This window comes from Micromonospora profundi (genome assembly GCF_011927785.1).
Lineage (GTDB): Bacteria > Actinomycetota > Actinomycetes > Mycobacteriales > Micromonosporaceae > Micromonospora > Micromonospora profundi.
This window is the reverse complement of sequence record NZ_JAATJK010000001.1, coordinates 3,338,773-3,363,446: the sequence shown is the minus strand read 5'-3', so window position 1 is coordinate 3,363,446 and position 24,674 is coordinate 3,338,773. Positions and strand designations below refer to the sequence as shown.

The 24,674-nt window shown below is 67.0% G+C and carries 10 protein-coding genes; 6 read left to right on the top strand and 4 right to left on the bottom strand.

What is annotated here, in order from left to right; translation table 11 throughout:
- Positions 1-162 precede the first annotated feature (162 nt).
- Complete coding sequence (locus tag F4558_RS14690; RefSeq protein ID WP_167944712.1) at positions 163-3,279, top strand: hypothetical protein; 3,117 nt, start codon at positions 163-165, stop codon at positions 3,277-3,279.
- Complete coding sequence (locus tag F4558_RS14685; RefSeq protein ID WP_167944711.1) at positions 3,276-8,204, top strand: DEAD/DEAH box helicase; 4,929 nt, start codon at positions 3,276-3,278, stop codon at positions 8,202-8,204. The genes F4558_RS14690 and F4558_RS14685 overlap by 4 nt, the downstream gene beginning before the upstream one ends.
- A 260-nt stretch (positions 8,205-8,464) precedes the next feature.
- Here F4558_RS14685 and F4558_RS14680 read toward each other — a convergent pair whose 3' ends face one another.
- On the bottom strand, positions 8,465-12,706 hold the full coding sequence (locus F4558_RS14680; RefSeq protein ID WP_167944710.1) for an ATP-binding response regulator: 4,242 nt from the start codon (positions 12,704-12,706) through the stop codon (positions 8,465-8,467).
- A gap of 682 nt (positions 12,707-13,388) precedes the next feature.
- On the opposite strand from F4558_RS14680, the gene F4558_RS31295 reads away from it, so the two are divergent.
- From F4558_RS31295 to F4558_RS14665, 3 genes are all read left to right on the top strand, one after another.
- Entirely contained in the window at positions 13,389-13,871 is a 483-nt protein-coding gene (locus tag F4558_RS31295; protein ID WP_209273302.1) for a hypothetical protein, read from the top strand.
- A 264-nt stretch (positions 13,872-14,135) separates the two neighbouring features.
- Positions 14,136-14,411: a transposase gene (locus F4558_RS14670; RefSeq protein ID WP_167944708.1), complete on the top strand. Its 276-nt coding sequence runs from the start codon at positions 14,136-14,138 to the stop codon at positions 14,409-14,411.
- Positions 14,372-16,678, top strand: coding sequence for a vWA domain-containing protein (locus F4558_RS14665; RefSeq protein WP_167944706.1), 2,307 nt, complete (start codon positions 14,372-14,374; stop codon positions 16,676-16,678). The genes F4558_RS14670 and F4558_RS14665 overlap by 40 nt, the downstream gene beginning before the upstream one ends.
- 354 nt (positions 16,679-17,032) lie before the next feature.
- Here the strand turns inward: F4558_RS14665 and F4558_RS14660 are convergent, their stop codons facing one another.
- Positions 17,033-19,132, bottom strand: coding sequence for a DUF262 and DUF1524 domain-containing protein (locus tag F4558_RS14660; protein WP_167944705.1), 2,100 nt, complete (start codon positions 19,130-19,132; stop codon positions 17,033-17,035).
- 1,484 nt (positions 19,133-20,616) lie between these two features.
- Between F4558_RS14660 and F4558_RS14655 the strand changes: the two genes are divergently transcribed.
- A complete protein-coding gene (locus F4558_RS14655) occupies positions 20,617-21,381 on the top strand; it encodes an AAA family ATPase (protein ID WP_167944703.1) in 765 nt (254 codons plus the stop codon).
- Positions 21,382-21,907: 526 nt separating this feature from the next.
- Here the strand turns inward: F4558_RS14655 and F4558_RS14650 are convergent.
- Both F4558_RS14650 and F4558_RS14645 read right to left on the bottom strand, forming a co-directional pair.
- Positions 21,908-23,062 carry a reverse transcriptase family protein gene (locus tag F4558_RS14650; RefSeq protein ID WP_167944701.1) on the bottom strand — a complete coding sequence of 385 codons (1,155 nt, stop codon included), beginning with the start codon at positions 23,060-23,062 and terminating at the stop codon, positions 21,908-21,910.
- A gap of 191 nt (positions 23,063-23,253) precedes the next feature.
- Complete coding sequence (locus F4558_RS14645; RefSeq protein WP_167944699.1) at positions 23,254-24,483, bottom strand: phosphoribosyltransferase-like protein; 1,230 nt, start codon at positions 24,481-24,483, stop codon at positions 23,254-23,256.
- Between the last annotated feature and the right edge of the window lie 191 nt (positions 24,484-24,674).

Genomic DNA, 24,674 nt, shown 5'->3' with positions numbered 1-24,674 from the left:
GAAGACGAGTGGGCGCCAGCCCTGCGCGCGGTGTCGCTGGTCGCCGAGATTGATGCACCGGAGGACCACGCCAAAGAGGCCATCCGCGCCCTGGGACGAGTCTTTTGGCTCAGTGCCCCCCTCGACCGACAGCGGCTGCTCACCCGTCATTACCCCGCGTGCTTGGTCGTCGGACTGGCCGGGCTCGGTGCCGTCGGGTACGAGCACGGCGACTACTGGAGCGCCGTCCACAACGAGGCGCCGGGCCAGATCGACCAAACGTTCTGGGGGAGGGCCTTCCGCCTGAACCTCGACCACTTCCGGCTGGCCCGGTTCCCTGGTCTGCCGCAGGTCTACGTCGGTGAGATCCTCATGCATGCCGGGGTCCCCGCGTACTGCCTCGGTGACCTTTTGAATCTCCTCCTGCACCGCCAGGCCCGCGAGCCCGGACTCACTGGCGAGAGCTTTCTCGCCTGGGCGCTCGCGCCCGGCCGGGAGTCGCGCCTGAACGGGACCGACAAGCCGGTGCAGCGGTTCATCCAACGCGGCGAGGACTACGCCGCGGACCTTGTCGACCGCTGCCTCGACCTGTTGGAACGGCTGCGGCAGCCGGGGTTCACCGCCGACGGACTCGGACTCTCCCCACACGTGATCGAAAGAGCTCAGGCGCTCGCGGAGGCGGAGCAGCTCGACTGGACAGGCAGCTCGGAGCGCGGCGGGTCGGCCGCGCAGGCGGCGCCGCAGCGACCTCACCTGGAGTTGGAGCCGTTCGGCCGAGGCCTGATGGTGTGGCTGCCGCCGGTCCATGACGCACCGGACGGTCGCGTCATGTGGCAGTTGCGCTTCGACGGCGAGGTCGAATCGGTCGTCAGCCAGTCCCGCTGGCCTGGCACCAGCGAGACGGCACCCGCAACGGTGGTAGCCATCGCACGCCCCGCACGTCAGGTGACTGTCGAGTTGGCCGGCTACGACCAGGAGTACGAGCTGGACGTTGTTGACCCGCGGGATCCCCTGTTGGTCTTCACCGAGGACGGCCGACGGGTGCCGGCAACCACCGGCCTTCCGCCCGAGCCGGTCTGGTTGCTGTACCCGCAAGAGAGCGACGGCGGTGGGCCGCTCGAGCTGCAGGTGGATGGCGACTTGGTCGACACGTACGACGTGCCGGCCCCGTATGGCTGGCTCGGCTGGACGCTGCGTCGCGCCGACCTTCGTCAGGTGTCGCAGCTGCGGCTTGGCGGCGGAGTACCGCGCCGGGTCAAGGGTGCCCGCCGCGCCCAACTGCAACTCGCTCAGCCATTGCCCGGAGTGAGCAGCCTCGCCGGCGGACCAGTCATCGCGACGGCCCCACGGCTGACCCTGCCGACCGAGCCCGGCGTGAGCACCGACTGGTCGATCCGGATCCGTCGACCCGGCTCCGGTCAGCTCCTGCACACCGAGAGCCTCTCTTCCAACCACGACACGACGGTCGACCCGTGGCGGGACCTTGCCCGCCCATTGGTCGGCGCCTACGAGATCACCGTTCGAGGTCCGCTCGGCCGCGGCCTCGCCCGCACGCTGGAGTTCGCCGAAGGGCTGTCCGTCATCTCCCACCCCGCCTGGCGAGAGATCACGGCGGACGGGCTGGAACCGGCCACCGTAGGAGCCCAGGCCACCCTGCCCGACCTGTCGGTAACGCCCCCAATGACCCACCTAGGCCCCGCCGACACCGCTGTCGAACTGCAGCTCCACAGCCCGGGCGGCGCGACCACCGTACGGGTCACGCCCGCCCACATGGCGCTCCAACGGCTGGGAGCCGGCAGCCGTGGCGAATGGTCGCTGCAGCCACTGCGCCTGGACACCGAGACCATCGGCGAGGGTGAACTGCTGGTGCGGCTGCCGCGGGCGGCGGACGCACGGCTGATCGTCCGGTCCGGGGGCCGTGAGCTGCAAACCGTTCCGTCCGGAGACACCTACGGGCAGCCGATGGCCCGGTTTGGGCTCGCGGCCATCGCCGACACGGTCGGCGCCCACGGGCTCGCCCAGCTCGACGTCCGCTTTGACGGGCAGGACTTCCCGGCAGCGCGCTGCGTGCCTCGACGCCTCGCCAGCGCGGTGCACCTCGAGGACGACCGGCTGGTGCTGGTCGACGGCGTGCGGGCCGAGGGGCTGACGGCCGCGCTGTACCAGGTGTACGCGCCGTGGGAACCGCCGTACCTCGCGCGCCTCAGCGAGGACCTGGTCAGCGACCCGCTCCCCACGCGGGTCACCACGGCGGGGCCCCTCGTGGCGCTGCTGCGCATCGAGGATCCCTGGTTGCCGTCGGACTGGCCGGAGTGGCCCGGCCGCGACAACGCCTTCGACCTCGCCGAGCTGAAGTGGCAGCCGACCGGCCAGGACCCGGCGGGTGAGGCAGTGTCGGCGTACCTGGCCGGAGCAGCTGCCCTGCCCGACCTACCGGACATCGCGCCGCTGCTGTTCGACATTTACCCGCGCGCGGACGACCTCCGTACGCGAGGTGTCACGGCCAACATCCGGGGCGCCGCGGCGCTCCTGCGCCCGCATCCCGCCGCCGCGCTGGCCGCGCTCACCAAACACCGCGCCTCGGCTGACCAGGTGGTCGCGCCCCTGGTGCACTCCGGTCTGATCGCCCTGCCTCCCGACAGGTACGTCAGTGCGACCGACGAGGCGCGGCTCTGGACGGCGAGCCCGCTGGCCGCAATGCTCGCCTCGGCCCACCGGCTGCCTGACATCGCATCGCACGCCGACCTGGGCGAACAGATCGCCGCGGCGTGCGGGGAGGTGGCAACGCACCTGCTCGCCGGCGGTCCCGATCCGTACGAGACGGTCGGCAGGTTCGACCAGTCGGCCGAGGTGTTCGCGTTGCTCCCGGCTGCGGAACGCGACCGGGTGTGGCGGGCGATGCGCGTCGTTCCCGGCGGCCTGCTCGACGCCGACGAACGGATGGTTGCGGCCCGCCACCTGTTCGAGGTACGGGTGCGGCCCGGCCTGGGACGGCTCTCCAGCAACGCGGAGGGGCTACTGCGCGCCCTGCAAAAGCCCTTGGTCGATTGCGGTGGGCCGCAGGCGGCGGCCGCGCTGCAGGCCCGCAACCCGACTCGAGGGTGGCTCGCTCTCCCCGCGCTGTCGCTGGCGTTCGCCTTCGTGGCGCGGCTGGCCGCCCGAGGGCACGCGGCCCCGGCCGGGCTGCTGCCACGAATCCTTCCCCTACACGCGACCCTCGCCCGCAGCGCACCCCGCCTCGTCGCCATCGACCTTCTCCTCGCGGAGTTCCTCCTGACCGGAGCCGGAGCAGCCGAATGATCCTCGACCCCCTCGCCACCAGCGACGCGATCGTCTCCACCTACCGGCGCTATCTACGTTCCCTCGTGGAGCCGAAGGATCCCCGGCTCGCGACCGCGCTCGAAACTGCGATCGGCGACGCGATCAACCAGGAAATCACCAAGGGACCACTGCTCGAGGCGACCCCGCCCTACGTCACCAGCGCCACACCCCGTCAGCTCATCGACGCGGGCGTGCTCGACCCCGGCATCGCCAGCCTGGGCGCCGGGCTGGCCATGGACCGTCCGCTCTACCAACACCAGGAGCGGGCGATCCGGAAGGCAACCGCAGGGCGCAACATCGTCGTCGCCACCGGCACCGGATCCGGCAAGACCGAGAGCTTCCTCATCCCCATCCTGAGCCGACTGATGGCCGAACGGGCGGCGGGCACCCTCGGACCCGGCGTGCGGGCGCTGCTGCTGTACCCGATGAACGCGCTGGCCAACGATCAGATGAAGCGGCTGCGGGGCCTGCTGGCCGAGGCACCGGACATCACCTTCGGCCGGTACACGGGCGAGACCCGCCGCAGTCGCCGGGAGGCCGCGGAGGTCTTCGAGCAGCAGAACCCTGGCGAGCAGCCGCTGCCCAACGAACTGCTCAGCCGGGAGGAGATGCAGCAGCGACCGCCGCACCTCCTGCTGACCAACTACGCCATGCTCGAATACCTGCTGCTGCGGCCCTTGGACATGGACCTCTTCGAGGGTGAGCACGCCGGGCACTGGCAGTTCATTGTCGTCGACGAGGCGCACGTCTACGACGGGGCTCGCGGGGCCGAACTGGCGATGCTGCTGCGCCGACTCGCCGACCGGGTGGATTCGGGCCGGCCGGTGCAGTGCATCGCGACGAGCGCAACCGTCGGTAGCGACATGTCCGCCGTGGTCGACTTCGCTGCCTCCCTCTTCCCCGTCCCCTTCGAGTACGACCCCGCCGATGACGCGAGGCAGGACGTCATCACCGCCGACAGGGTCCAGCTGCCACCCGGGCCCGAGTGGGGACCCCTGCCCGCCACGGCGTACGAGAAGCTGCTCAACGCGCCGGAACCCGCTGGCGCCGTCGTGGCCCTCGCCCGCGAGCACGGGTACACCGGGGACGACCCCGCCGAGGCGCTGGCGTACGAGCAGCGCGTTCGCCGGCTCAAGGCGCTACTCGCCCACGGGCCGATACCGCTGCACGAGGTCGCCCAGGCACTGTTCCCCGGTAGCGGCGCGTCCGAGACCGCGTCGATGGTCGCCCTGGCCAACAGCGTGCACGACAAGGACGGCACCCCGGTGCTCTCCGCCCGCTACCACCTCTTCGCCCGCGCGACGGAAGGAGCTTTCGCCTGCCTCGGAGCCAACGGCCCGCACGTCAGTCTGACCCGGCACGAGCGCTGCGGACGGTGCGGCGACGCCGCCTTCGAATTCGGCACCTGCCGCCGCTGCGGCACCGTCTACCTCATGGGCACGCTGGAGCGGGTCGGCACCTTCACCGTGTTCCGGTCCCGCCGCTCCCGCGACGAGCAGCAGGTGTGGATGGCGCTGGTCGACGAAGTGGCAACCGACGAGGACGAGGAGATGTTCAGCGGCGCTGCCCAAGCGGCCGGCGAACTGGGCGCGCTGTGCACCCGGTGCGGGGTGTTCCAGATCGGTAAGGCGACCAACTGCCCGCGCTGCCCAGACGGCGCCATGCGGGCCGTACGTTTCCTACGGCAGCGCAGCGACGAGCTCACGGCATGCCTCTCGTGCGGCGGGCGCGGAGCCGGCCTGATCCGGCTCTTCGCCAGCGGCAACGAAGCCTCCGCCTCGGTCCTGGCGACCGCCCTCTATCAGAAGCTGCCCGTGGCCTCCGACCCCATCCAGCGAGGCCTACGAGGCGGCGGACGCAAGCTGCTGCTGTTCAGCGACAGCCGGCAGTCTGCGGCGTACTTCGCGCCGTACCTCGAAGACTCCTACGAACGGGTGCAGCGCCGGCGACTGCTCCACGAGGGTGCCGTCGCCGCTGCCGCCGCCGACGACGAGGTCCGCCTCACCGACGTCGTTTACCACACCTCCCGAGTAGCCGACCGGTACGGCATCTTCGAACGGAAGCAGAGCCGACAGGCCCGGGAGAGGCAAGTCGCCCTCTGGGCACAGATCGAGGCCGTCGGCGTCGACGAACGCAACTCCCTGGAAGGCAGAGGACTCATCGCCTGGGACATGTCCCGCGACCCCGCCTGGCTACCGCCCCAGCCGCTGCTCGCCCTCGGCCTCAGCGACGAGGAGGTCTGGGCGTTGCTCGCCGAGTTGATCCGATCGATTCGGCTCCAGGGCGCCGTCGGTGCCCTCGACGGCGTGGACCCCCGCGACGAGGCGTTCCAGCCGCGGCTCGGCCCGATCTACGTACGCGGCACCGGCTCCGACGCACGCCGCAAGGTGCTCAGCTGGCTGCCGACCAGGGGGACCAACCGGCGGGCCGACTTCGTGACCCGCGTGCTGGCTCGGCTCGACCGGCAGGCGGACCCGATCCAGGTGCTGGAGGGTGTGTGGCGCCTGCTGACCAAGGGGCCACAGGCCGAGTGGCTGATCGCCGGCACCGAGCCCGGCATCGGACAGGTCCACCAGCTCGACTCCGCCCTGATCACCTGCACGCCTACGGCCGGCGGCCTGAGCATGTGGCAGTGCAGCAGGTGCCGCAAGCTCACCCCGTTCAACGTGCGCGCCACCTGCCCCACCATCGCCTGCACCGGTGACCTCGAATCCTGGACGTCCCCTGCGGCGGACATCGACCCGGACCACTACCGCAATGTCTACCGCGACATGAACCCGGTGCCGCTACGCGTACTCGAACACACCGCCCAGTGGACCAGCGAACGAGCCGCCGAAATCCAGCAGCAGTTCGTCCGCGGCGAAGTCAACGCTCTCTCCTGCTCCACCACGTTCGAACTCGGCGTCGACGTCGGTGAGCTGCAAGCCGTCATGCTGCGCAACATGCCTCCGACCACCGCGAACTACGTCCAGCGAGCCGGTCGGGCCGGCCGCCGAACCGATTCAGCCGCGCTCGTGCTCACCTATGCCCAGCGCCGCTCGCATGACCTCTCCCGTTTCGCCGAGCCCGACCGGATGATCGCCGGGGAGGTCCGGGCGCCGTACGTGCCCCTGACCAACGTGCGCATCGATCGGCGGCATGCCCACTCCGTCGCGCTCGCTGCGTTCTTCCGGCAGCAATTTCGGTTTCACGGCACCATCTGGCGTACGGCAGGGGAGTTCTTCCTGCCAGGTGACAACGGGATCGCCCCGGTCACGTTGGTCCGCGACTTCCTTACACCGGTGCCGCCGCAGGTCACCGACTCGCTGCGGCAAGTGCTGCCGGCCGAGGTGCGCGACATCATCGGCGTCGACTCCGAAGAATGGGTCGAGCACCTGGTTGACCTGCTGGAGTCGGTCCGGGCCGAGCTGCAGCAGGATGTCGACACGTACGAGCAGAAGCGGCAGGAGGCCTTCGCTGCCCGGCAGGACGACAAGGCCGCGCGGTACGGCCGCGTGATGAACACGATCACTCGCCGCGAACTGCTCGGGTTGCTCGCCAACCGAAACGTCCTGCCAAAGTACGGATTTCCCGTCGACACCGTCGAGCTGCGGCTGGCCTTCGCGGACGCCCCCATCGCCAAGCAACTAGAGCTTTCCCGAGACCTCTCGTCGGCCATCTACGAGTACGCACCCGGTGCGGAGGTCGTCGCCGGGGGATTGGTCTGGCAGTCGGCCGGCCTGTACCGGCTGCCCGGGCGCGACCTTGAGCGACGCTACTACGCGGTGTGCGACGGATGCGGCCACTACCGCGACTCGATCGACCGCCTCGACCAGGAGTGCCCGGCCTGCGGCTCGGCCCTCGTCGGCGTACCCCGTCAGTACGCCATTCCCGTCTTCGGGTTCGTCGCGGCACGCGGTACCGGCCGGCGACCCACCAGTGCGCCGCGACGGGCCTGGCACGGCGCAACCCACGTCGTTTCGCCCGGCGCCGAGCTCTACGCGGACAAGTTGGACCTCGCCGGAGGCGCGATCACCATCCGGGCCGGTGCCCGGGGCGAGCTGGTGGCAATCAGCGACGGCGCGATGGGACGCGGCTTCCTCGTCTGCGCGACCTGTGGCTTCGCCAACCGGGCTATCGACGGTCGGGTTGACCACCAGAGTCCACTCAGCGGCCGCGAGTGCCGTGGCCGCATGGAGAACCTGTCGCTGGCCCACAAATATCAGACGGACGTCCTCGACCTGAGCTTCGACGGTGCGGTCGTGATCGGAGTCGAGGACAACGCCTGGCGATCGGTCGCGTACGCGCTAGTCGAGGGTGCAGTGCGCGCGCTCGAGATCTCCCGCGACGACATCGACGCGACGGTCTACCGAACCGAAGCTGGCCGCAGCGTGATCATGCTCTACGACACCGTGCCCGGAGGAGCCGGCCACGTCCGGCGCATCGCTGAGCGACTGCGGGACGTACTCGACCAGGCCCTGCAGCGGGTCCGCGACTGTGAATGCGGCCCGGAGACCAGCTGCTACCGCTGCCTGCGGGTGTTCCGCAACGAGCGCTACCACGAGCAGCTACGTCGCGGCGTGGCCGCGGACGTGCTCAGCCGTCTCCTCGGCAAGCACGACCAGGCGCCCGTCGGAGCGCTGCGGGTATCGCTCTCGGACGTCGGGCCCGCGCTTGGCGCGACTCGCCGATTCCTGGTGACGGAGGCGCCCGGCGAGGTCTTCGAGCCGGTCACCTCCGGGCAACTCGACCTGTACGAAGGCCGTGTCGTCCTCGCCCGCCGTGATGGCGACGCCGCGGTGGGGCGGCTCTGGCTCCGACGCGATGCCGACGGTGTGGTCGGGGCGGGCCTGCAGCCGATAGCCGGAGCGCCGTTGGATAATGGTGCAGACGATCTCATGTTGCTCGGCGTTGCTGTCTGGTGACGTCGAGCTGGCCTCGGTTTCGCATACCCATTCCTGGTCACCGGCATGGGCCGTGAGTCCTGCGGAGCATGATGACTTCGGTAGTCGACAGGTGCGTTTGGAGAGGCGGTCGAGTTCGAGCCGGCGTCGGGCAGCTGTCAGCCGTATGGTTGGCGGACCGCCTGGTTGACCCCTTCCTTTGGGCGGTGTCTGGTGTGGTCGTGACTGCCAGTCCTGATCGCGGCGCTCCCGTCGGGGGCTCGGTTTCGATTCGGGGTACCCTATCGGGCCGTCGACCGACGGATCAGTTGGTCGGTGTCCTCGTCAGCTTCCGTCTCCCATTTCTCGCCGTCACCGAAGGGTTGGTAGGCCAGCTTCGTAGGCCGGCCCCGGGACCCCGGGGTGACACCGTCGATGACCGAGACCTGCCACTCGCCCCGGCCCTTGCCGGGTCGGGCCGTCATCCACGGGCCGATCGGGATCCAGGAGTCCACGCCAGCCCGGTATAGGCCGACCGAGTTCTCCTCGGGGGAAGTGCTGCTGGTCAACTTGGCACTTGGCAGAACCGGACCAGTGCCGGTCATCCGGAACGTGGAAACCACATATCGTTTTGAATTGAGTCGCAGGGCATCGGCGATCATCACGGTGCGGCCCGGGATGTGACGCAGGGCTGCGGCGAATTGCTCCAACAGCGGGTCGACCTCGTCGAGCATGCGGGTCACCTCTTTGTTGGGGCGCTCAGAGCGGTGGCTGACCACGTTGCGGCCGGTCTTCACGACGGCGAGCGCGTCCAGGTCGAGACTGCGGATGACCTGTCCCGCATACGAGTCCTGCGTTAGCCGCGTGCCGAGCGCCTTCAGCAGATCAACCCACTTACCCAGCATCATGTGTGGCGCCAGCACCGGCCGAGGCACCCGCGCCTCTGGGTCGTCGTTTAGAAGCTCGCCGAGCCCGACCGCGCCGATGAACCGGAGGGTGTCTTCCACGGCCGCATGGCCGGCGCGTAGTCGCAGGTTGGCCACCGTCTCCGACTCGTAGCGCTGCAAACCGAGCGCCACCGGCAGTGGTAAATCCTGCAGATCACGGCGGCTTTTCCGGCTTAGATCAGCCAGAACCTCCTCGACAATGACGACCAGTTCCTCGGCGGCGTCCGCCTTGGTCACGTACTTGACGGCGCCCGCGTTGATAGCCACTCTCGCCTGGTCAAAGCCTCCCTCGCCGGAAAGCACTACCACCGGCACCCGGTGACCCTCCTCCCGGATGCGCCTTAGCAGCCATAACCCACCCCAGGTATCGGGCGGCATCTGTAGGTCGGAAATCACGACGTCGTAATGTCCGGTACCAAGCCTGGTCAGTGCGCTCTCGCCGTCGTGAGCGATCTCGATCTGGGCGGCAATCGGCTCGAGGTGTCCGGCCATCGTACGGGCGACGTTCTCTTGGTCGTCCACGAGCAACACCCGGACTTTGCGTCGGGGACCCGCCCCCACCAGTGGCACTGGGGTCGGGGTGGGCTTGCGGTCGGGCGCGTCGGAATCTGTCACGTCCTCGCATGGCAGGTCGATGATCCAGCGCTGGCCGTCCGCCCCGGGGTCATCGGAGATCGTTGCGCCCAGCCGGCGTAGGTCCATGCGTACCAGCCACAACCCCATGCCCGAGCCATGCACCTTGGTGCTCGTCACAGTCTCGTCCCGCCAGAACCTCTCGCGAATCTCGTCGGACAGCCCAGGGCCGTCGTCGTGCACGACGAGGAACAGATGGCCTGGCTCGGTGTACCAGTCGACGATGATCCGGCCGCCGTTCGGCATCGCCTCGACAGCGTTCTTGATGAGGTTGTCCAGAACTCCCCGCAGCAGCGACGGCGAGAGGGTGACCTCACAATGGCCGGACTCGGCGGGCGCGATCAGGCGTATGTTCTCCATCTCTTTGATTTCCAGGACCTTGGCGGCGCAGTACTCATCGATCCAGCGGCCGAACTGGACCGCCTCTTCGTCGGCATCCGCCAGCGCGCGGTTGGTGTGGTCCAGATGGTCGGCCAGGCGGACTGCGGCCTCGTGGTGCCGGGCGGCATCGGCGAGCCGGTGTAAGCGCGTCACCCGGTCGCGGGCCAGCGCCGCCTTCTGCGCGACGTCTTCCATGCCGATCAACTCGTTCTTGAGCCGGTGCAGCACGTTCGCCAAGATCTCGAAGCCGTTCTGGTCCTGGGGGCCGTGAAATGCGAGCCGGCCGGCCGCCGTGAAGGATCGGTCGGCAGGGTCGGGGGAGTAGGGGGCGCTCAGTGTCTGCGTGCCCGCTCCGGCGGAGACTCCAAGCTCCGGCGCCATCTCCGCGAGCAGGTCGATCAGGGTGCGGACGCGGTCGGCCGTGCCCGTGGCCGTGCTGGTGCATTCAACCCGGACCCCGCCGGGAAGCCGTCGGAAGCGGACCGTTTTGGCGGACTGGGCAGGCATTTCCCGGAGCAATTCACCGATGGCGGCGGCGTCGACGGCGAAGAGGAGTGACGTCGAATCGGGGCCTGAGACCGGCCAGGAGTTGGCGAGCTCGTCTACCGCCTTCTGTTCTCTGGCGGCGCCGGCCCGTAATGCGCCGGCTACCGCCAAAAGGAGGTGCCAGTGGGGTGCCTTCCGAACTACGACGCTGCCTTCCGGGTCGATAGCCCGCACCCAGGTCGCCAGATCCCTCAACGCCTGCTCCAGCTTCGGCCGCGGCCGTGCCTTCACAGCGTTGCCGTAGGCGGTCACCAGATGGTCGAAGAGGTCGTCGTCCAGCGGGCCGGTCAGCGAGTCAACCTCCTCCGCCCACGCGAGGAAGTCGTCGGGCTCGTCACCCGAGGTGGCCAGCAGACCCAGCCCTAGAACCCCGTCCTCGATACAACGCCGGAGATCGCGGCCGCGCAGTACCGGCAGACGCCGAGCCAGGCACTGCAGGAGCAGCATGCTCTCTTCCCGCTCTGCGGTTGTCCCGACGGCGGCCCGGAATTCCGGTCCCAGGGTGAAGAGTTGGTACAACCGCTCTGCGGCCAGTCGGGTGCTCTCCTTCTTCCCCCGCGTTGGAGGGCCGGTCCGCACGAGTTCAAGCTCGCCGATACGGACGGTAAGGGTGGCCGTGGAACGGGAATCGTGCGCAGGCCCGGCGGAGGTAGAGGTAGAGGATGCCTCGCCACCGAAGGTCGCACAAAGGCGCTCCAGCCGGCTCAACTCGTCGAGCCCCTGCGCAAGGGTCTCCCGAAGTATCCAGCCTCGCAGCGTCGCCGGCAGGCCGGCTTCGCCGAACTGCCACGCGACCGAGACGATCGCTTGGAAGACATCAGCCTTCATGCGGGGCTTGCAGTCGGCCTCACCCTGACCGCGGAGCACGGCCGATTCCGGCACGAGCCTGTCGAACATGTCGACGTAACAGCGCTCTGGCAGCGAATGGATCGCCGCCTCCTCGGCTTCGGGTTTGAGCGTGCGGGAGAGCAGGTCGCGGGTGAACTCCGCCGCCGACACCGCCCTGATGGCGTACGACCCGTGGTTGGCCAGTAGTTCGTAGTCGTTCTGTCTGGCCTGGCGGACCAACGACTGGTTCTCGTAAGCCCATGACTTGTGGGTGAGAGCTTGCTGCAAATAAGCCCGGCGATCCTGAGTGATCTGGAGCGTGGTAGCGAGTTCGGCGACTGTGCGGTTTGGTGGGCCCTGCCCCGGTGGGTAGTGAAGGGGCGCCTCCGTGAGCCGCGAGACCGAGCGTCCGCCGAGGCGCGTAACGACCTCACGGTAGAGGCCAGCGTTGCGTAGGTAGTCCTGGACTGCCAGATCCTTCGCGCCGGCTCGCTTCGCGGACTCACCGCGACCCCGCCGTCCCCGGTCGTCAACGATCTCCCAGATGAAGGTCCGCTGATGATCCGGGCCCGTTGGATGGTCCTGGACACTGAGCTGCTGAACCGGGACGGAGCGAGTCAGTTCAGCCCACCAATTGACGCCGTCCATGAGCACCTGCTGAAGTGCCTGCTCGTAGACCTCTGCCACCAGCCGCTTGACGGTGGCGTAACCGCCGAGGAGCACCACCACACCAAGGACCTGGTGGTTGACGTCCTCAGCCAGGCGCGACGTACTCCGCCGGTTCGGCTCCTCACCCTTGCCCAGGTTCATTGAATCGACGACGGTCAGGTTGTCGGCGACACGCCGGGCGACGCGTCCGGGCATGTGCGCTATGAGCTGATTCTGTTTGCTGACCTTGTCTGGACGGGTGCGCTCCACGACCAGGTCGGCCACCGCGAGCGCCAGATGGGTGGAGCCCACCTTGCCCAGTACCGCCAGCGCGGCGGGTGAGATCGGCACCCGGCCAACTTCGTACAAGAACGTTGAGTGACACGCCGCGAGCCGCAACCAGCGCAACCGCAGCGGGTCGTCGCCGACCCGCCAACCCTGCTTGCCGAGTTCGGCGACTAACGAGTCACTGAGCGGCACATCATCCGCCCCCAGGGCCGGGTCGGGAAGAGAGACGAGGGCGGGTCGGGACATGCCGGCGGTGTCCTCCAGGTAGCGCAAGGGTCGGGCAACTTTACCCCTTCTCCTTCGGCCGACCCGTTCCGCGATCTTGCGGCCCCGTTGACCACTGCCCGGACGGCGTAGGCCCGAGGTGCCTTAAGGCTTCCGGACGGTGAAGAGCTTCTCCTGCCGGCTCCGCTGAGAATCGACCACGTGGTTCCGGCTGACAGCGAGGTGGGTCGGAGGGTGGACGATCGGCGACGTGTGCTCCGCTCGTGTCAGCGGCTCACTGTCAGGCCAAGCTCTGCCTGATGTGGGATCCAGGAAGGTCATCGAGTTTGATCTCCGCCGAGGAATTGCGCTAGGGCCAGCAATAGCGCGACAGTGCCGCCGAAGCCGCCGCCGCCAGCGATGATCGCTAGGGGCACCGGCATCCCGCCGGCGACTGACAACAAGCCGGTGGCGGAGCCGACGGGTATCGCGGCGAGCAGGATGATGGCGGTCCAGATGGCGCGCGACGGGTTGGGAGGCCCGGACCGCTGTGTGGACGGCGTAGAGGTGACTGGAACTGCCTGAGTCGGCCGGGGCGAGGTTGTTTTACTCGACACATGGCCAACGTTTACCGAGCTCAAGCGATGGGGCAACGTTGGTAGACGCGTTTCAGCCCCCGTATCGCGTCCGAGCGGCTGACCAGCGAGAACTCAAGATTTCCCAGTCAGGAAAAACCTGACAACATCAGAGCATGGCGCGGACGTACAGAAATACCTTGAAGGCGCACGCGTATGCGCTGTCCTGCCTCGGCGGAGCGTTGACCGATCTTGCTCACGAGCACCGAGTCGCTGCGAGTGCGATGGAGCGGCAGCCGTCGCAGGGCACACCGGGAGACAGCGATTTCGCCGACTGGATTGCGGCCGCAGCCGAAATTTCGGCTGCGGCCGAGCGGCTACTTGAGTTGGAGGTCGAGTTGGCCCGCCACCATGGCATGACCTGGGAACAGGTTGCCGATGCCCTCGGGGTGAGTCGCCAGTCCGCCTGGGAACGGTTCCGCACCCACTCGCGTTGGGATCGTACCCACCGGCTTTCGCGGCTGCGGCGTGTACGCGGTGCCGCGATGTTCCGGCGGATGGCGCTCGGCCAGAGCGAGGAGTTCGTAGCCGTCCTGCGACAGATGATGCGGGCCGGTCACGCCTCATCCGAGCGCCGGCCGCCCTATGACGATCGGTGACGCCGGAACTTCGGGCATCGGCAATTGAGCACCGCGGCAGTCGGTACTCGGTCTTGCGGATGATGTCGGAGGTCGACGCCCAGGGGCATCATTGGACATCGGTCCTCAAGCCACCGCCTGGGCACACGTCACCGCTGCGTTGGTGGCCGGGCTCACCGCCCTGCGGGAGCAGATCAGCGTGCTGGAGGAGCAGATTGAGATCCAGTTGCTGCAGCATCCCGACGCGGCAGTGTTCACGTCCCTGCCCGGGCGGGGATCGTCCGCGTGGCCCGCCTTCTGGCTGAGATCGGCGCCGCCTGCGGCCGCTTCCCGACGCCGGAGGCACTTACCTGCCTGGCCGGGGCCGCGCCCTCGACCAGGCAGTCCGGGAAGGTGAGAATCGTCGGCTTCCGCTGGGCCGTCGACAAACAACTCGGTGGAGCAGTGATCGACTTCGCCGGCGACTTTCGGGCGGTGAAACGGCGTAGCCGGACGACCGCCGGTCGTGAAGGATGTTCGTCATGGCGGACGTCGTTCCACGCCGCGATCTTGCGACGCTGATCGTTGACGGACTCGAGATCGGCACCGGGAAGCAGGATTCGGGAGCAATTGGTGAGATCTTTGGCGCCTTCGGCATCGACCTCGACGCGATCGCGCGGCCGTTACGGGGAAAGGCCGACGAGAAGCGGCTGATCCGCCGCGACGCCGCCAGGCAGCTCGCCGAGTCGGCACCGTCGCTGTCCGCCCTCGTTAGCGAGCTTCTGCGATGCGGTGGCCGGTACACGGCCATGGTCCGCGACATCTACGCGCGGCTGGCGAAGCACGCCGTCACGACCGGGGGACCGCGAACGTTCAGGATTTCGCGCGACGGCTTGGACGTAGCCGGGGTGACCATTAGTGAGGCCTTCATCGAACGGATCCGGTCGTTGGAGCGGACGGTTCGCGCCGTAGAGACCGGCACGATCGACGAGGATGCAGTCCGGTCGTTTGTCCTGTGGGACGGCGGCGGCCTCTACGGAACCTGGCCGGTTGATTCCGCGGACGGTTTCCGGCTGCCCGACGCGCTGCTGCACCTGGCGTGGCTCCGGCCTGCGTTGCAGGCGCGTGCGGAACACGAACCTGCTTGGTCCGGGCCACTGGCCGTCATCGGGGCGGCGGAGAATGCCGGCAAGGCGCTCGTCGCGGCCGGTGAGCGGCTGGTCCGCGCTCACCTGGCGAACCTCGACCGCGCACCCGTCTTCCGCCTGACCGACGTCGACCCGCAGCTTCACGAGTGGCCACAACAGGTCGCGACCGCCGAACCCGCGGGGCGTCCCGGGCAGCGTGTTCTCGTTGCCACGGCCACGCCGGAGCATCTGCACGGCGTCAACGAACCGAGCGACATCGGGCTGGACGAGCACCTCGATGCCGTTGTTCTGCCCGGCAGCGGTCGTGGGCGACAATCAAACTTGGAGGAACTGGCCGGCTTCATCGCCATGTGGCGCCTTGGTCACTGGCCCACCGCCAGGCGCGCGGACCTGGAACTCCGGCTGTTCGCGACGCCCGACACGCTCGCCACGTGGCTTAACCAGCTGCGGACCGCCTGCGACGAGGCCAGCGAATGGTTGCAACGGCGGGTCTTCCGCAAGACCGGCTCGATGAGCGTCGAGGTCCTCCACCGGGCCGTCCAGGAGTACCTCAACCTGCCACTGTGGCAAAACCGGAGCTTGCTGTACGAGGTTTGGGTGCTGTGCGCCACGCTCGATGCGGCCGAGCACGCCGGCTGGATCGTCGAGCTGCCGGGACTGCTTCAGGACGGCGACGTATGGCGCCTGTCCGAGGGCCGAACAGATCGCCCCGTCGGCATGCTGCGGCATGGCGCGACGCCGGCCGCGCATTTGGAGGTGTGGCGAGAACCTGCCCGCGTGGCCGGCGGCGTGGAGTTGACGCCTGACGTCGCCGTTTCGACCCCCGGCGACCACCGGCGCGACCTTCTCGTCGTCGAAGCGAAAGACCAGTACGAGATGCGGCTCGGCCGGGTCCGTCCCCTGTCGGACGGCATGCCGGACCCGAATGACAAGACGCCGATCGGCGTGGCGCTACGATACGCCAACGGCCTTCGACCGAGGGCTACGTGGGTGTGCAACCACTGTGACATCAAGCCCCGGCAGCAGCCGGAGGTGAATCGCGGTGATTTCTGGACCCGGATGCATCTGGCCGGCCAGTTCCGGCCGGGCAATGTGCCGCCGGAGTTCGGTGCGTCGGTCAGTTGGGCGCTGTCACTGGGCGCCGCCGAGCACCGGGTGGCCGCGCCGCCTGAACCGCGCGGACTCGTGCTAGTGATCGATGTGACAGCCAGCATGCACACGTACCTGACCTCGGCGCTGGCGCGGCTCGGAGCCGCCGAGTGGTCGTCGTTCGACCAGATCCGAGCCGTGCTGTACAGCGATCACGGCTACCCCGAGCCCTTCCTGGTTCGCAAGTTCGGGCCCGCCCCGACGATGGCGGCGTTGCTTGAGGCCGTGGCGGTGGCGCCATCCGGCCACGGCGGCGACGTGGAGGAGGCGCTGGAGGACGCGATGCAGCGGTGCCGGGAGTTGGTCGACGATCTGGGACCTCAGGTCATCCTCGTCCTTACGGACGCACCCGCCCACACGGTCGATCGGTGCCCGTACGGGATCGACGTCCAGGTCGAGACCCACGCGCTGCTGCGGGCCGGGTGCCGCGTGTATGTGGCGAGCGATCATCAGCCAGCGCGCGATGCGACGTGGGCAGCGTTCGCCGGCCATCCTGGATTCCGAAAGGCGCCGCTGAGTGAGTTCATCGGCCGCGAGGGAGCCCGCGGCTGACCGCAGATGAAACGGACGCGCATCAGCTTGCCGCGCCGAGGATTTCAAGCAGGGCCGTGGGTGTAGGCGGGGGCAAGCGCCGCGAAGTGGCCGCCCGCTGACCACGTGCCAGTGGGCGTCCGGGATGGCGGCGGCCACCACCTGTTGGCGAGTGGCCAGGGGTCGCTTGCGCCAACCAGGACGAGGGCTGGCGCGTTGAGCCCCTGCTTCGCGAGCTCGTAGGCTTTCGCGCCTCGCACAACACATCGGCCCACAGCCGAGCGAACTCTGCGACTGGGGACCCACCTATCCGACGAGGGGAAACCCTGCCCTTCTCAGCAGCAGCCCCTCAGGCCAACTAGCTGACCGAACCGCTCACTCCGCGATCTGGTACTCGTAGGCCTGACGCACCAGGCCCATGATGTAGGTGAAGTCGCTGCTCTCGTCGAGGCCGGCCTCGACGTTGCCGTTGCCCCAGTGGCCCCGTCCGGTGACGTCCCAAGCGAGGTCACGCTCGTCGTGGAGGGACTCGAACGGCAGGTTGAGGCTGAGCCTGAGCCTGGCGACCTGCGGGACGACGTCGACGAAGTTGGTCTCCACCTTGTAGGCCACATACAGCTTGAGGAACTGCTCGGTTACGGTGGGATCGAGCGCCAGTACCTCGGACCGGAACTTATCGAATAGCGCCCGACGAGCCGGCGGGAGCAGGTTCGGGTGGTCCTCGATGGAGAACGCCGTCTCGGCACGCGGCTGCTGGAACTCCGCCATTACTTGGGGGGGCAGCTCGGGCATCTGCCAGATGTCGAGCGCGGCATCAGCCAGGCGTGCTGCGCGGGACTGGATCGTGTCTGCGTTCCAGGTGTCGAGCTGGCCGAGCCCTTGGTTCAGCCGCAGAGGGCTGTGCTTAAATCCCCCATTCATGTCGCGCTTGACCGTGAAGGGATGGTCGCTGTACTCGGAGTTGTATCCGGTGAGGGTCAGGTTGCCGAGGGTGTGCAGGTAGCGGGCCTGGATCTCGCCCCAGTTGTCGCCGAGGGCGTCACGCCACTCTTGTGAGAGCTTCTCGTTCTGCGGCAGGATGTGCTCGATCGTGTAGTCCTCGATCGTCACGACCTCCTTGCGGTTGTGGTTCTCCAGGCGCCGCAGGAAGTAGGAGCGGCGTTTGAAGTGGTAGAGGTCCGCGGTCTTCAGGGCTTCGGCGAACTCGGGGTCGGTGGGGAAGGCGCGGTAGCTCTTCATCGACAGGAAGCGCGCCTTCACACTGTCGAGGTAGCGCTCCTTCCGTAGCGCCTTGCCGAACGTGGCGAATGTCGTGTTGAGCGAGTTGGTGGGGACGCGGCAGACGGCCCGACGGAAGATGTAGGACGTCAACAGGTCGACGATTTCGGCCACCTCTCCGGTGGTGAGGGTGCCGAGTTCATAGTCGGTGTAGACCTCAAGCAGGAGCGGATAGACCACGTCGGCCTTGATCTCGCGGAGGTCCTGGAAGGCAGCGGCGAGGCGCTTGTCCTTTTCCTGCCCGAGCGCCACCGCGCAGTACCGGCCGGAGTAGTCCCGGAGCTGACTGAGCAAGGGCTCCACCGAGCCGGTATCGCTGGTTGCCGCCCGAGCGTAGGCCTTGAACGCCTCGTAAATGTCGGCGAGTCGGGGGATTTCGCCGGTCACTACCGTGAGGTAGTGGCGGACGAAGTCGTCGAATTGGGCTTCGTAGGCGGCCTGGCCGAAGTCGCTCTCCATGGGGCGCCAGTACTGGGCGTAGAACCGCTCCTGGGTGGACGGCTCGAGGCCCATCAGCACGAAGTTGCGGATTAGGTCGGCCTGGGAGAGCTTGCGGCCGGTGGAGTTCATGGACTCGAAGATCAGTTGCGGGTTGTCTTGGGAGCGGTCTAGCCGGATGTCCACGACGACCAGCTTGGCCAGACCCCGACAGATGGCTCCGTAGTCGGTTCCCTGAGATCCCAGTCGGCCTTGAAAGTAGGCATGGTTGCTCTCGATGCGCTCAGAGCGGTGCTTGGGGAGCTGGGCACCACCGACGATGGCCTTGAGGGTGTCGCGGTCGGTCTGCGACAGCAGCAGCTTGAAGTAGCGATCACCTTCCTCGTCGTTGTTGACGAGGTACCGGTTGCGCAGCTTCTTCGGCGAGAACCCGTCGAGTGGCTCACGGTTCTGCTCGGGAAGCCGGCCGAGGGCCTCGGCGAGCGCGGCGACCAGCAGCGTGACCGTGGTCAGGCGCTGCTGGCCGTCGATGACGAGGTTCGGCTCCTGCGAGGTGAGGTTCGACAGGCCCTTCTCGACGTGCACGATCGAGCCGATGAAGTGGGCGTTGAGGTTGTCGTCGGTTCCCGCCCTGACGATGTCATCCCACAGTTGTGCGCACTCCGACTGCGCCCAAGAGTAGGTGCGCTGGTAGATGGGGATGACGAACTGGCTGCCCTTGGCGAGCAGGTCCAGCAACTTGGTTTCCGATGCCTTCACTGCGGCTCCTCTCCCGAGGTTGGTGTGCTGTCTGGAGTCAGGGGATCCGGGATGCCTCCGGCTGTCGCGTCGATGCCTCCGCCCGCCGGCGATTTCGATGCGAACCCGTCCAGGAGCGTGCTGGCGCAGGCGCGCTTCGTTAGGCAAAGCCAGCCGCCAGTCGCATGCCTGCCCGCCGGTGACGTAGGCGACCTCGGGGGTATCCAAAGTGTCTGCGGAGACTACATCGAGAGCATCCAAGATCGTTTGTAACGAACGACCTGGACACCCTCGCGGCAGCCCCTACGCGAAAAAACGATCTACTGGAGGAGTACCCGAGCTGGCGCCGCAGCGGCCCGCCGTGGGAATCACGCCGAAGCTGCTGGAGATTTACCGGCTCGGCATCGCCACCGGCAACGCCACCTTCGAAACGAACCTTGTTGGTCAGTACCGCCGGGAAGTCGGTCAGCTCGGCAACCAACCACCTGGGAACGGTTCACCGCCTCCCGCCTGCCCGAGCACCGCTTCGTCGCTCTCGACGCCGACGCGACCGAGCTCGGCTGGACCGCGTGCAGCCCGGCCTCCGGCCGCTACGTCTATGCCGGCGTCGTCGAGCGCTCCGTCTACGTTCACCCCGACAGCGGCGGCAAGGCATCGGCCGCCCCTACTCAACGTGCCGATCACCGCCACGGAGAGCGCTGAGATATGGACCGTCCAATCCGAAATCTTCCCGAGAACACGCCCAACCTCGCCCCTGCATGCCGCCTGCGGCTTCCGCACCGTCGGAACCCGCAAACGCGTCGACAAACACCACGGCACCTGGCGCTCCAAGCTGCGCGGCCACGGCACGCCCACACCCGTCACCAAGTCCTAGCGAACGGGTGGCTGTGGGATGACCGCCACCCGGTCTTCGCGAGGCACGAATGGTCGGGAGTGACCGCCACCGACACCGGGTGACCTGCCATGGCAGGTAATCATGCGCCGCGTCGACATCGAGCACACCATCCGCGTGCTGGCCCGCGCGGCCACTGGCGACCTCCGCCGGCCTCGGGGACGCAAGCGGGCGAGCCCGGCAGTGCCTGACCGTCCCCGTCGTGTCCGAAAGTGTCGGTGATATGTGTCAGCATGCTTCGGTGACGACCGGCCGTGCTGATTTTTCCCCGAAGGTCCGTCGACTATTAGCCGAGCGGGCTGGCTACCGCTGTTCAAAGCCAGACTGCCGGAGTTCCACGATAGGGCCCGGGCCTAGCCCGGACGACGTGGCCCGGATAGGCATGGCGTGTCATATCTACGCCGCTGCTGAAGGCGGGCCGCGGGGGACTGGTGGGCTGACATTCAAGCAGCGACAGGAAGTTGGCAACGGGATCTGGTTGTGTGCGCACCATGGCCGGCTCGTCGACACTAATCAAGGCGACGGGTACCCTGCAGCCTTGCTGCATACATGGTGTCGAGTACACGAGGCGTACCTTCGGGCCGAAATGCGCGGCGCAACTATATCAACCGGGTTGATCACTGAGATCACGATACGCAAGGGTCCGGCGGCGCTGAAGGCCCGGACCATCGAGTTGTCGGTGCTGAACTTGGTGCAGGGTCACAACGACAGCGGAAAGAGCGTGTTGCTCGAACTGCTGGCGAGTGCCACGCAATATGGCCGCGCCAGAAGTCGTAATTGGATGGGCGACCTGGCAGCGGAGATTCGCTGGTTTGACCCCCAGCCACACACGTTGAAGATAAAGGCCCATGACGGCAGGCTGCGGTTCGATTTGGATGCCCGACATGGGGCGATCGTGACGGAGCCCTATCGCACAGTCGTTCCACGTTATCCTGACTGCGGCAGAGGAACAATTCTAGACTTAGCCGCTGCACTATCCATCGACGTGAGCACTTTCATCGACATCTTGGCGGAGGTTCCGAGCCGGGTCCGCGGTGAGGTGCAGGACGTGGAGATCGTCGGAGGTCGGCCGATTGTGCGCCTGGCTTCCTTGCGTCAGCCAATAAAGAGCGACGACTCCCCGTGTGCCTCGCAGGCTTTAGATATCCTCTTAGAGGTGGCGATCGCGATGGCGCAGATACATGCCGAGGAGGGTCCAACGCTGCTGTTGGTCGATGAGCTGCTTGACTCTTTTCACCCGAGCCGCGCTTTTCGGATGTTCGAGCTGCTTGCCAAGCGTACAACGGGATTCCAGGCGGTCGTCGTCACCCATCTCACGCTGCCAAGCGAGATCGAGAGGGACTGGTCCAATCAGTTCCTGGTTAGAGCGAGTTCCTGACGCCTCTGTAGGACTTCGTGTCGGTGCTCCGCTACCTCCGGTCAATGCGGGCGTGCATCGACAGCCCCGGATGTTCTTTCGGTGGGGTCGGAACACCCGGGAGAACCGCCTCACCATTCTCGATTTCTGCCGCCGGCTCGCCCGTCTGGGACGAGCCGGCCACCAAGTCCGCCGCGTCACATGAGCTTTGGCGCTCGTTCGGCCGATGGCGGCCTGGGAGGGTGCTGCCGCCGCAGCGGCGTAGTGTCTGGCGAGTCTGTGGCTTTTGGGGCATGACGGCGACCACAGTGACTGCCCTCCGGCCGGTGGCGTGCCCGAGCTCGTGGAACCGACAGGCCGACGGGTGGACGTCGGGCGTCGGGCATCGGCCGCCGTGAGCGTAGAAAACGGCGCGATCCGAATTCGTCGTACGCGCGATCGTGGGCCGCCTATGCATTGTCCTTGCAGGGCAGCCTTTCACATTTCACTCCGGTGCACCCGATCCACTTACTAAGCAGGCGAGGCAGCTCCAGTGCGATGCTGCGTTTCACCTATTGAATGTGAAGTCGAGCCAGTTGTTTGCGCGAAGCGCGGCTTGCCACCGTTTGCTCATATGCCGCGCCCACCCCGGTTCCACGTCGGTCGCGAACGCCAGTAGCCCGGAGACGTGCCGGACAAATCCGTCGAGCGAGCTGAACCGCCGGTGCAAGACGTGCGTCGCGAGGCCGAACTTTTCAACTCCGCGCACGTTTTCGGCGATCCGACTCCGCATGCTGCGACTAAGTCTCACGTCGTCGCGGTCTACCAGCAAGCCGAGCACAAGCTTGCGACCGCCCGGAGGAACGACTCGGGTCTTTTTTTGGTGCAGGGAAAAACCTTCGCTCCGCAGTTCCGAACCCACCTTACGGATCAATTGGGCTGCCCGGCTGCGGTCGAACTCCTCGATCGAGGAAAACGTCAGGTCGTCAGCATATCGCGTGTATACCATCCGCTCGCGATGCGCGAGTGCTGAGAACGTAACGTCCAACTCGTGGAAAATCGCGTTGGCCAGTGCGCCGCTGGTGGGCGCACCTTGAGGCACGAAGCCGAGCACAGGCTGATTGTAGGATTGGATGACGCGATCCCGCACGTCGCCCCCGAAATGACGTACATCGACGTGGCTAGCATGCGCAGCAGACCGGGTGCACAGCCGAGCCAGTTCGAGTGACACGAGTCGGACGTACCCCGCCTCATGAAACAGCGAGAAGACTTGACGTTCATTGATGGTCTCGAAGAAATTTCTAATATCGAGCTTGATCAGCCATCGCGCCCCAGCGTGTCGCATCGCGCAGGCACGGATCGACGAGCCGGCCTGATACGCGTAGCTGTCCGTGTGCACTGGGATTCGGCTCGCGATGCGGTGCAGGATCCAGCGTTGCACCCTCATTAGTGGTGGGTCCGGAACAGAAATCGGACGCATTTTTCGTCCGTTGCGGCGCTCGATAACGAGATCAGCGTAGGGGTCGAACGTCCGGGAGACGATTCCGCGCAGGTAGTTGTAAGAAACGCCGGTGCGCACTGCAAGGTGGTTGAGCGTGAGAACCGCGGCGAGCCCGTTGGCCTCGACTGCATAAGCCTGGGCAAGCGCTGCGTCGAGCAGTGCCTCGGGCTTGCCCTCCGCGCGTCCGTCTCGCCGGTAGAGGTGAGGGGAGCCGATAGTCATCTACCTTTGAATTCCTTCCCATCGCGGCAGCGGGGTCGCGAAGACGCGCCGAGGCATCGAGGATGCAGCGTCTTCGCGACCGCACGCGAACGTGGGATTGAACGGAGCGCGTGAGAAACTCACGGCCCGCTCTCGCACCGCGGACTCGCCGCGGCCGTGGTCGACCCGACGGGCCGACCTGGATCTAGATGTCACACGGCTCCCCTCAGGGTCACAGGATAGTAGGGCCCCTCCTCACCGCTTGCAGGCGCTTCCGCGGGCGACGTGGGGCGGTTTCGAGCGCGTCGCAACTCGGCGCGTCCCTCGTTGGTCAGTCGACCGGCGGGGTCAAGCAGTCTCAGCTCCTGGCAGGCTTCCAGCGTTCGCTGCGCGGCTTCGAGGCTGAGACCAAGCAGGCTCCCGAGCGCCATCGGATCGCGATGTCCACTTTCGATGGCGCCGAGCACCAGGAGCAGAATCCGCACGGTCGTGTTCGCTTGCGCGTCTAGGGCATCACCAAGGCGCTCCTGCCTAATGATGGTGCAGATGCGCTTCGGATCAGTTTCCAGCCGGTAGTCGTCGAGTTCCGTCTGTAGCTGCGGAGACATGACGCGATTGCTGAACAAGGAAGACCAGTTACGAACCCGGGGGCACTTCGTCTGCCAGAGAATGTTGGGAAGGTTGTTGGGTACAGTGTGGTGCAACGTCAGCAGGCCGCATGTCTCACGATATCCGAGGGCGAAATCGGGCGTGTGGGCGTATCTCCGGCACAACGCCTTAACCGCTTCGCGCTCGCGCTCCGTCCACGGCGCGGTGTCGAAGCCAAGTCCTCGTTCCAGATACCGCACGCTTGCGACGAACCGGGAATCCTCCAGGCGCTGCTGAGCCTGCGCCGAGGCCGCGAGCAGGAGGATGTGAATGCGCAGCAGGCCATATGAGTGCCAGCTCCTGACTGTGGGATGGCGCATCCAGGCGTTCACGTAACTGACGATCTGATTACCGGTGCCGCTGTAGTCGTCCACTAAAAGAAGCGATCGCACCCTGTGCTGCCGCAACCTGTCCAGCGAGTTGTAAGACGCGGCTCGGCGAAACTGCGGTCGCCTGCCGACGACATCACGGATGATGTTGCCGACCACCCCTTCGCTGCCGGGGACTGCGGTGAATGGGTGGTCCAGTGGCAGAAGGCTGCTGGCGCGATCGTCCGCTTGGGACCGTTCGGCGGTGCTCGGGTCGCTCGGCAGTTCACGCACCGGGTAGACACCAACAGGCCCTCGTAACTCGCCGATTGCAGCATCTAGGGCTTCCGACAAGGTGATCCGGAAGCGCGCAGAGGAGATCACCCGAAGACTGTCGATCAACAACCTGGCGGCCTGGCGTTCATCGAGGCTGAAGTTTGCGAGCCACCGACGCCCTCGGCTCGTCTCGCTAGGGCGCAGGGTCACCGGTCCACCCTAGCAATGCGATCAGACTTGGGTGATCGGGAATTCTGCCAGTTCAGTGACAGGATTCCCGACCCCCGGGCGCGCCTGCTCGGCCCCGACATGTGCAAGCCGGAACCCGCCTCGAACCATCAAAACCGTGACGACCTTCCGACTCCTGCGCCAGACGAATTGCTTCTCGCGATTCGCTCTGG

What these genes read in the sequence shown, in the direction of transcription:
- F4558_RS14650 (WP_167944701.1), bottom strand. Translation starts at nt 23,062, where the DNA reads ATGACTATCGGCTCCCCTCACCTCTACCGGCGAGACGGACGCGCGGAG.
- F4558_RS14665 (WP_167944706.1), top strand. Translation starts at nt 14,372, where the DNA reads ATGGCGGACGTCGTTCCACGCCGCGATCTTGCGACGCTGATCGTTGAC.
- F4558_RS14685 (WP_167944711.1), top strand. Translation starts at nt 3,276, where the DNA reads ATGATCCTCGACCCCCTCGCCACCAGCGACGCGATCGTCTCCACCTAC.
- F4558_RS31295 (WP_209273302.1), top strand. Translation starts at nt 13,389, where the DNA reads ATGGCGCGGACGTACAGAAATACCTTGAAGGCGCACGCGTATGCGCTG.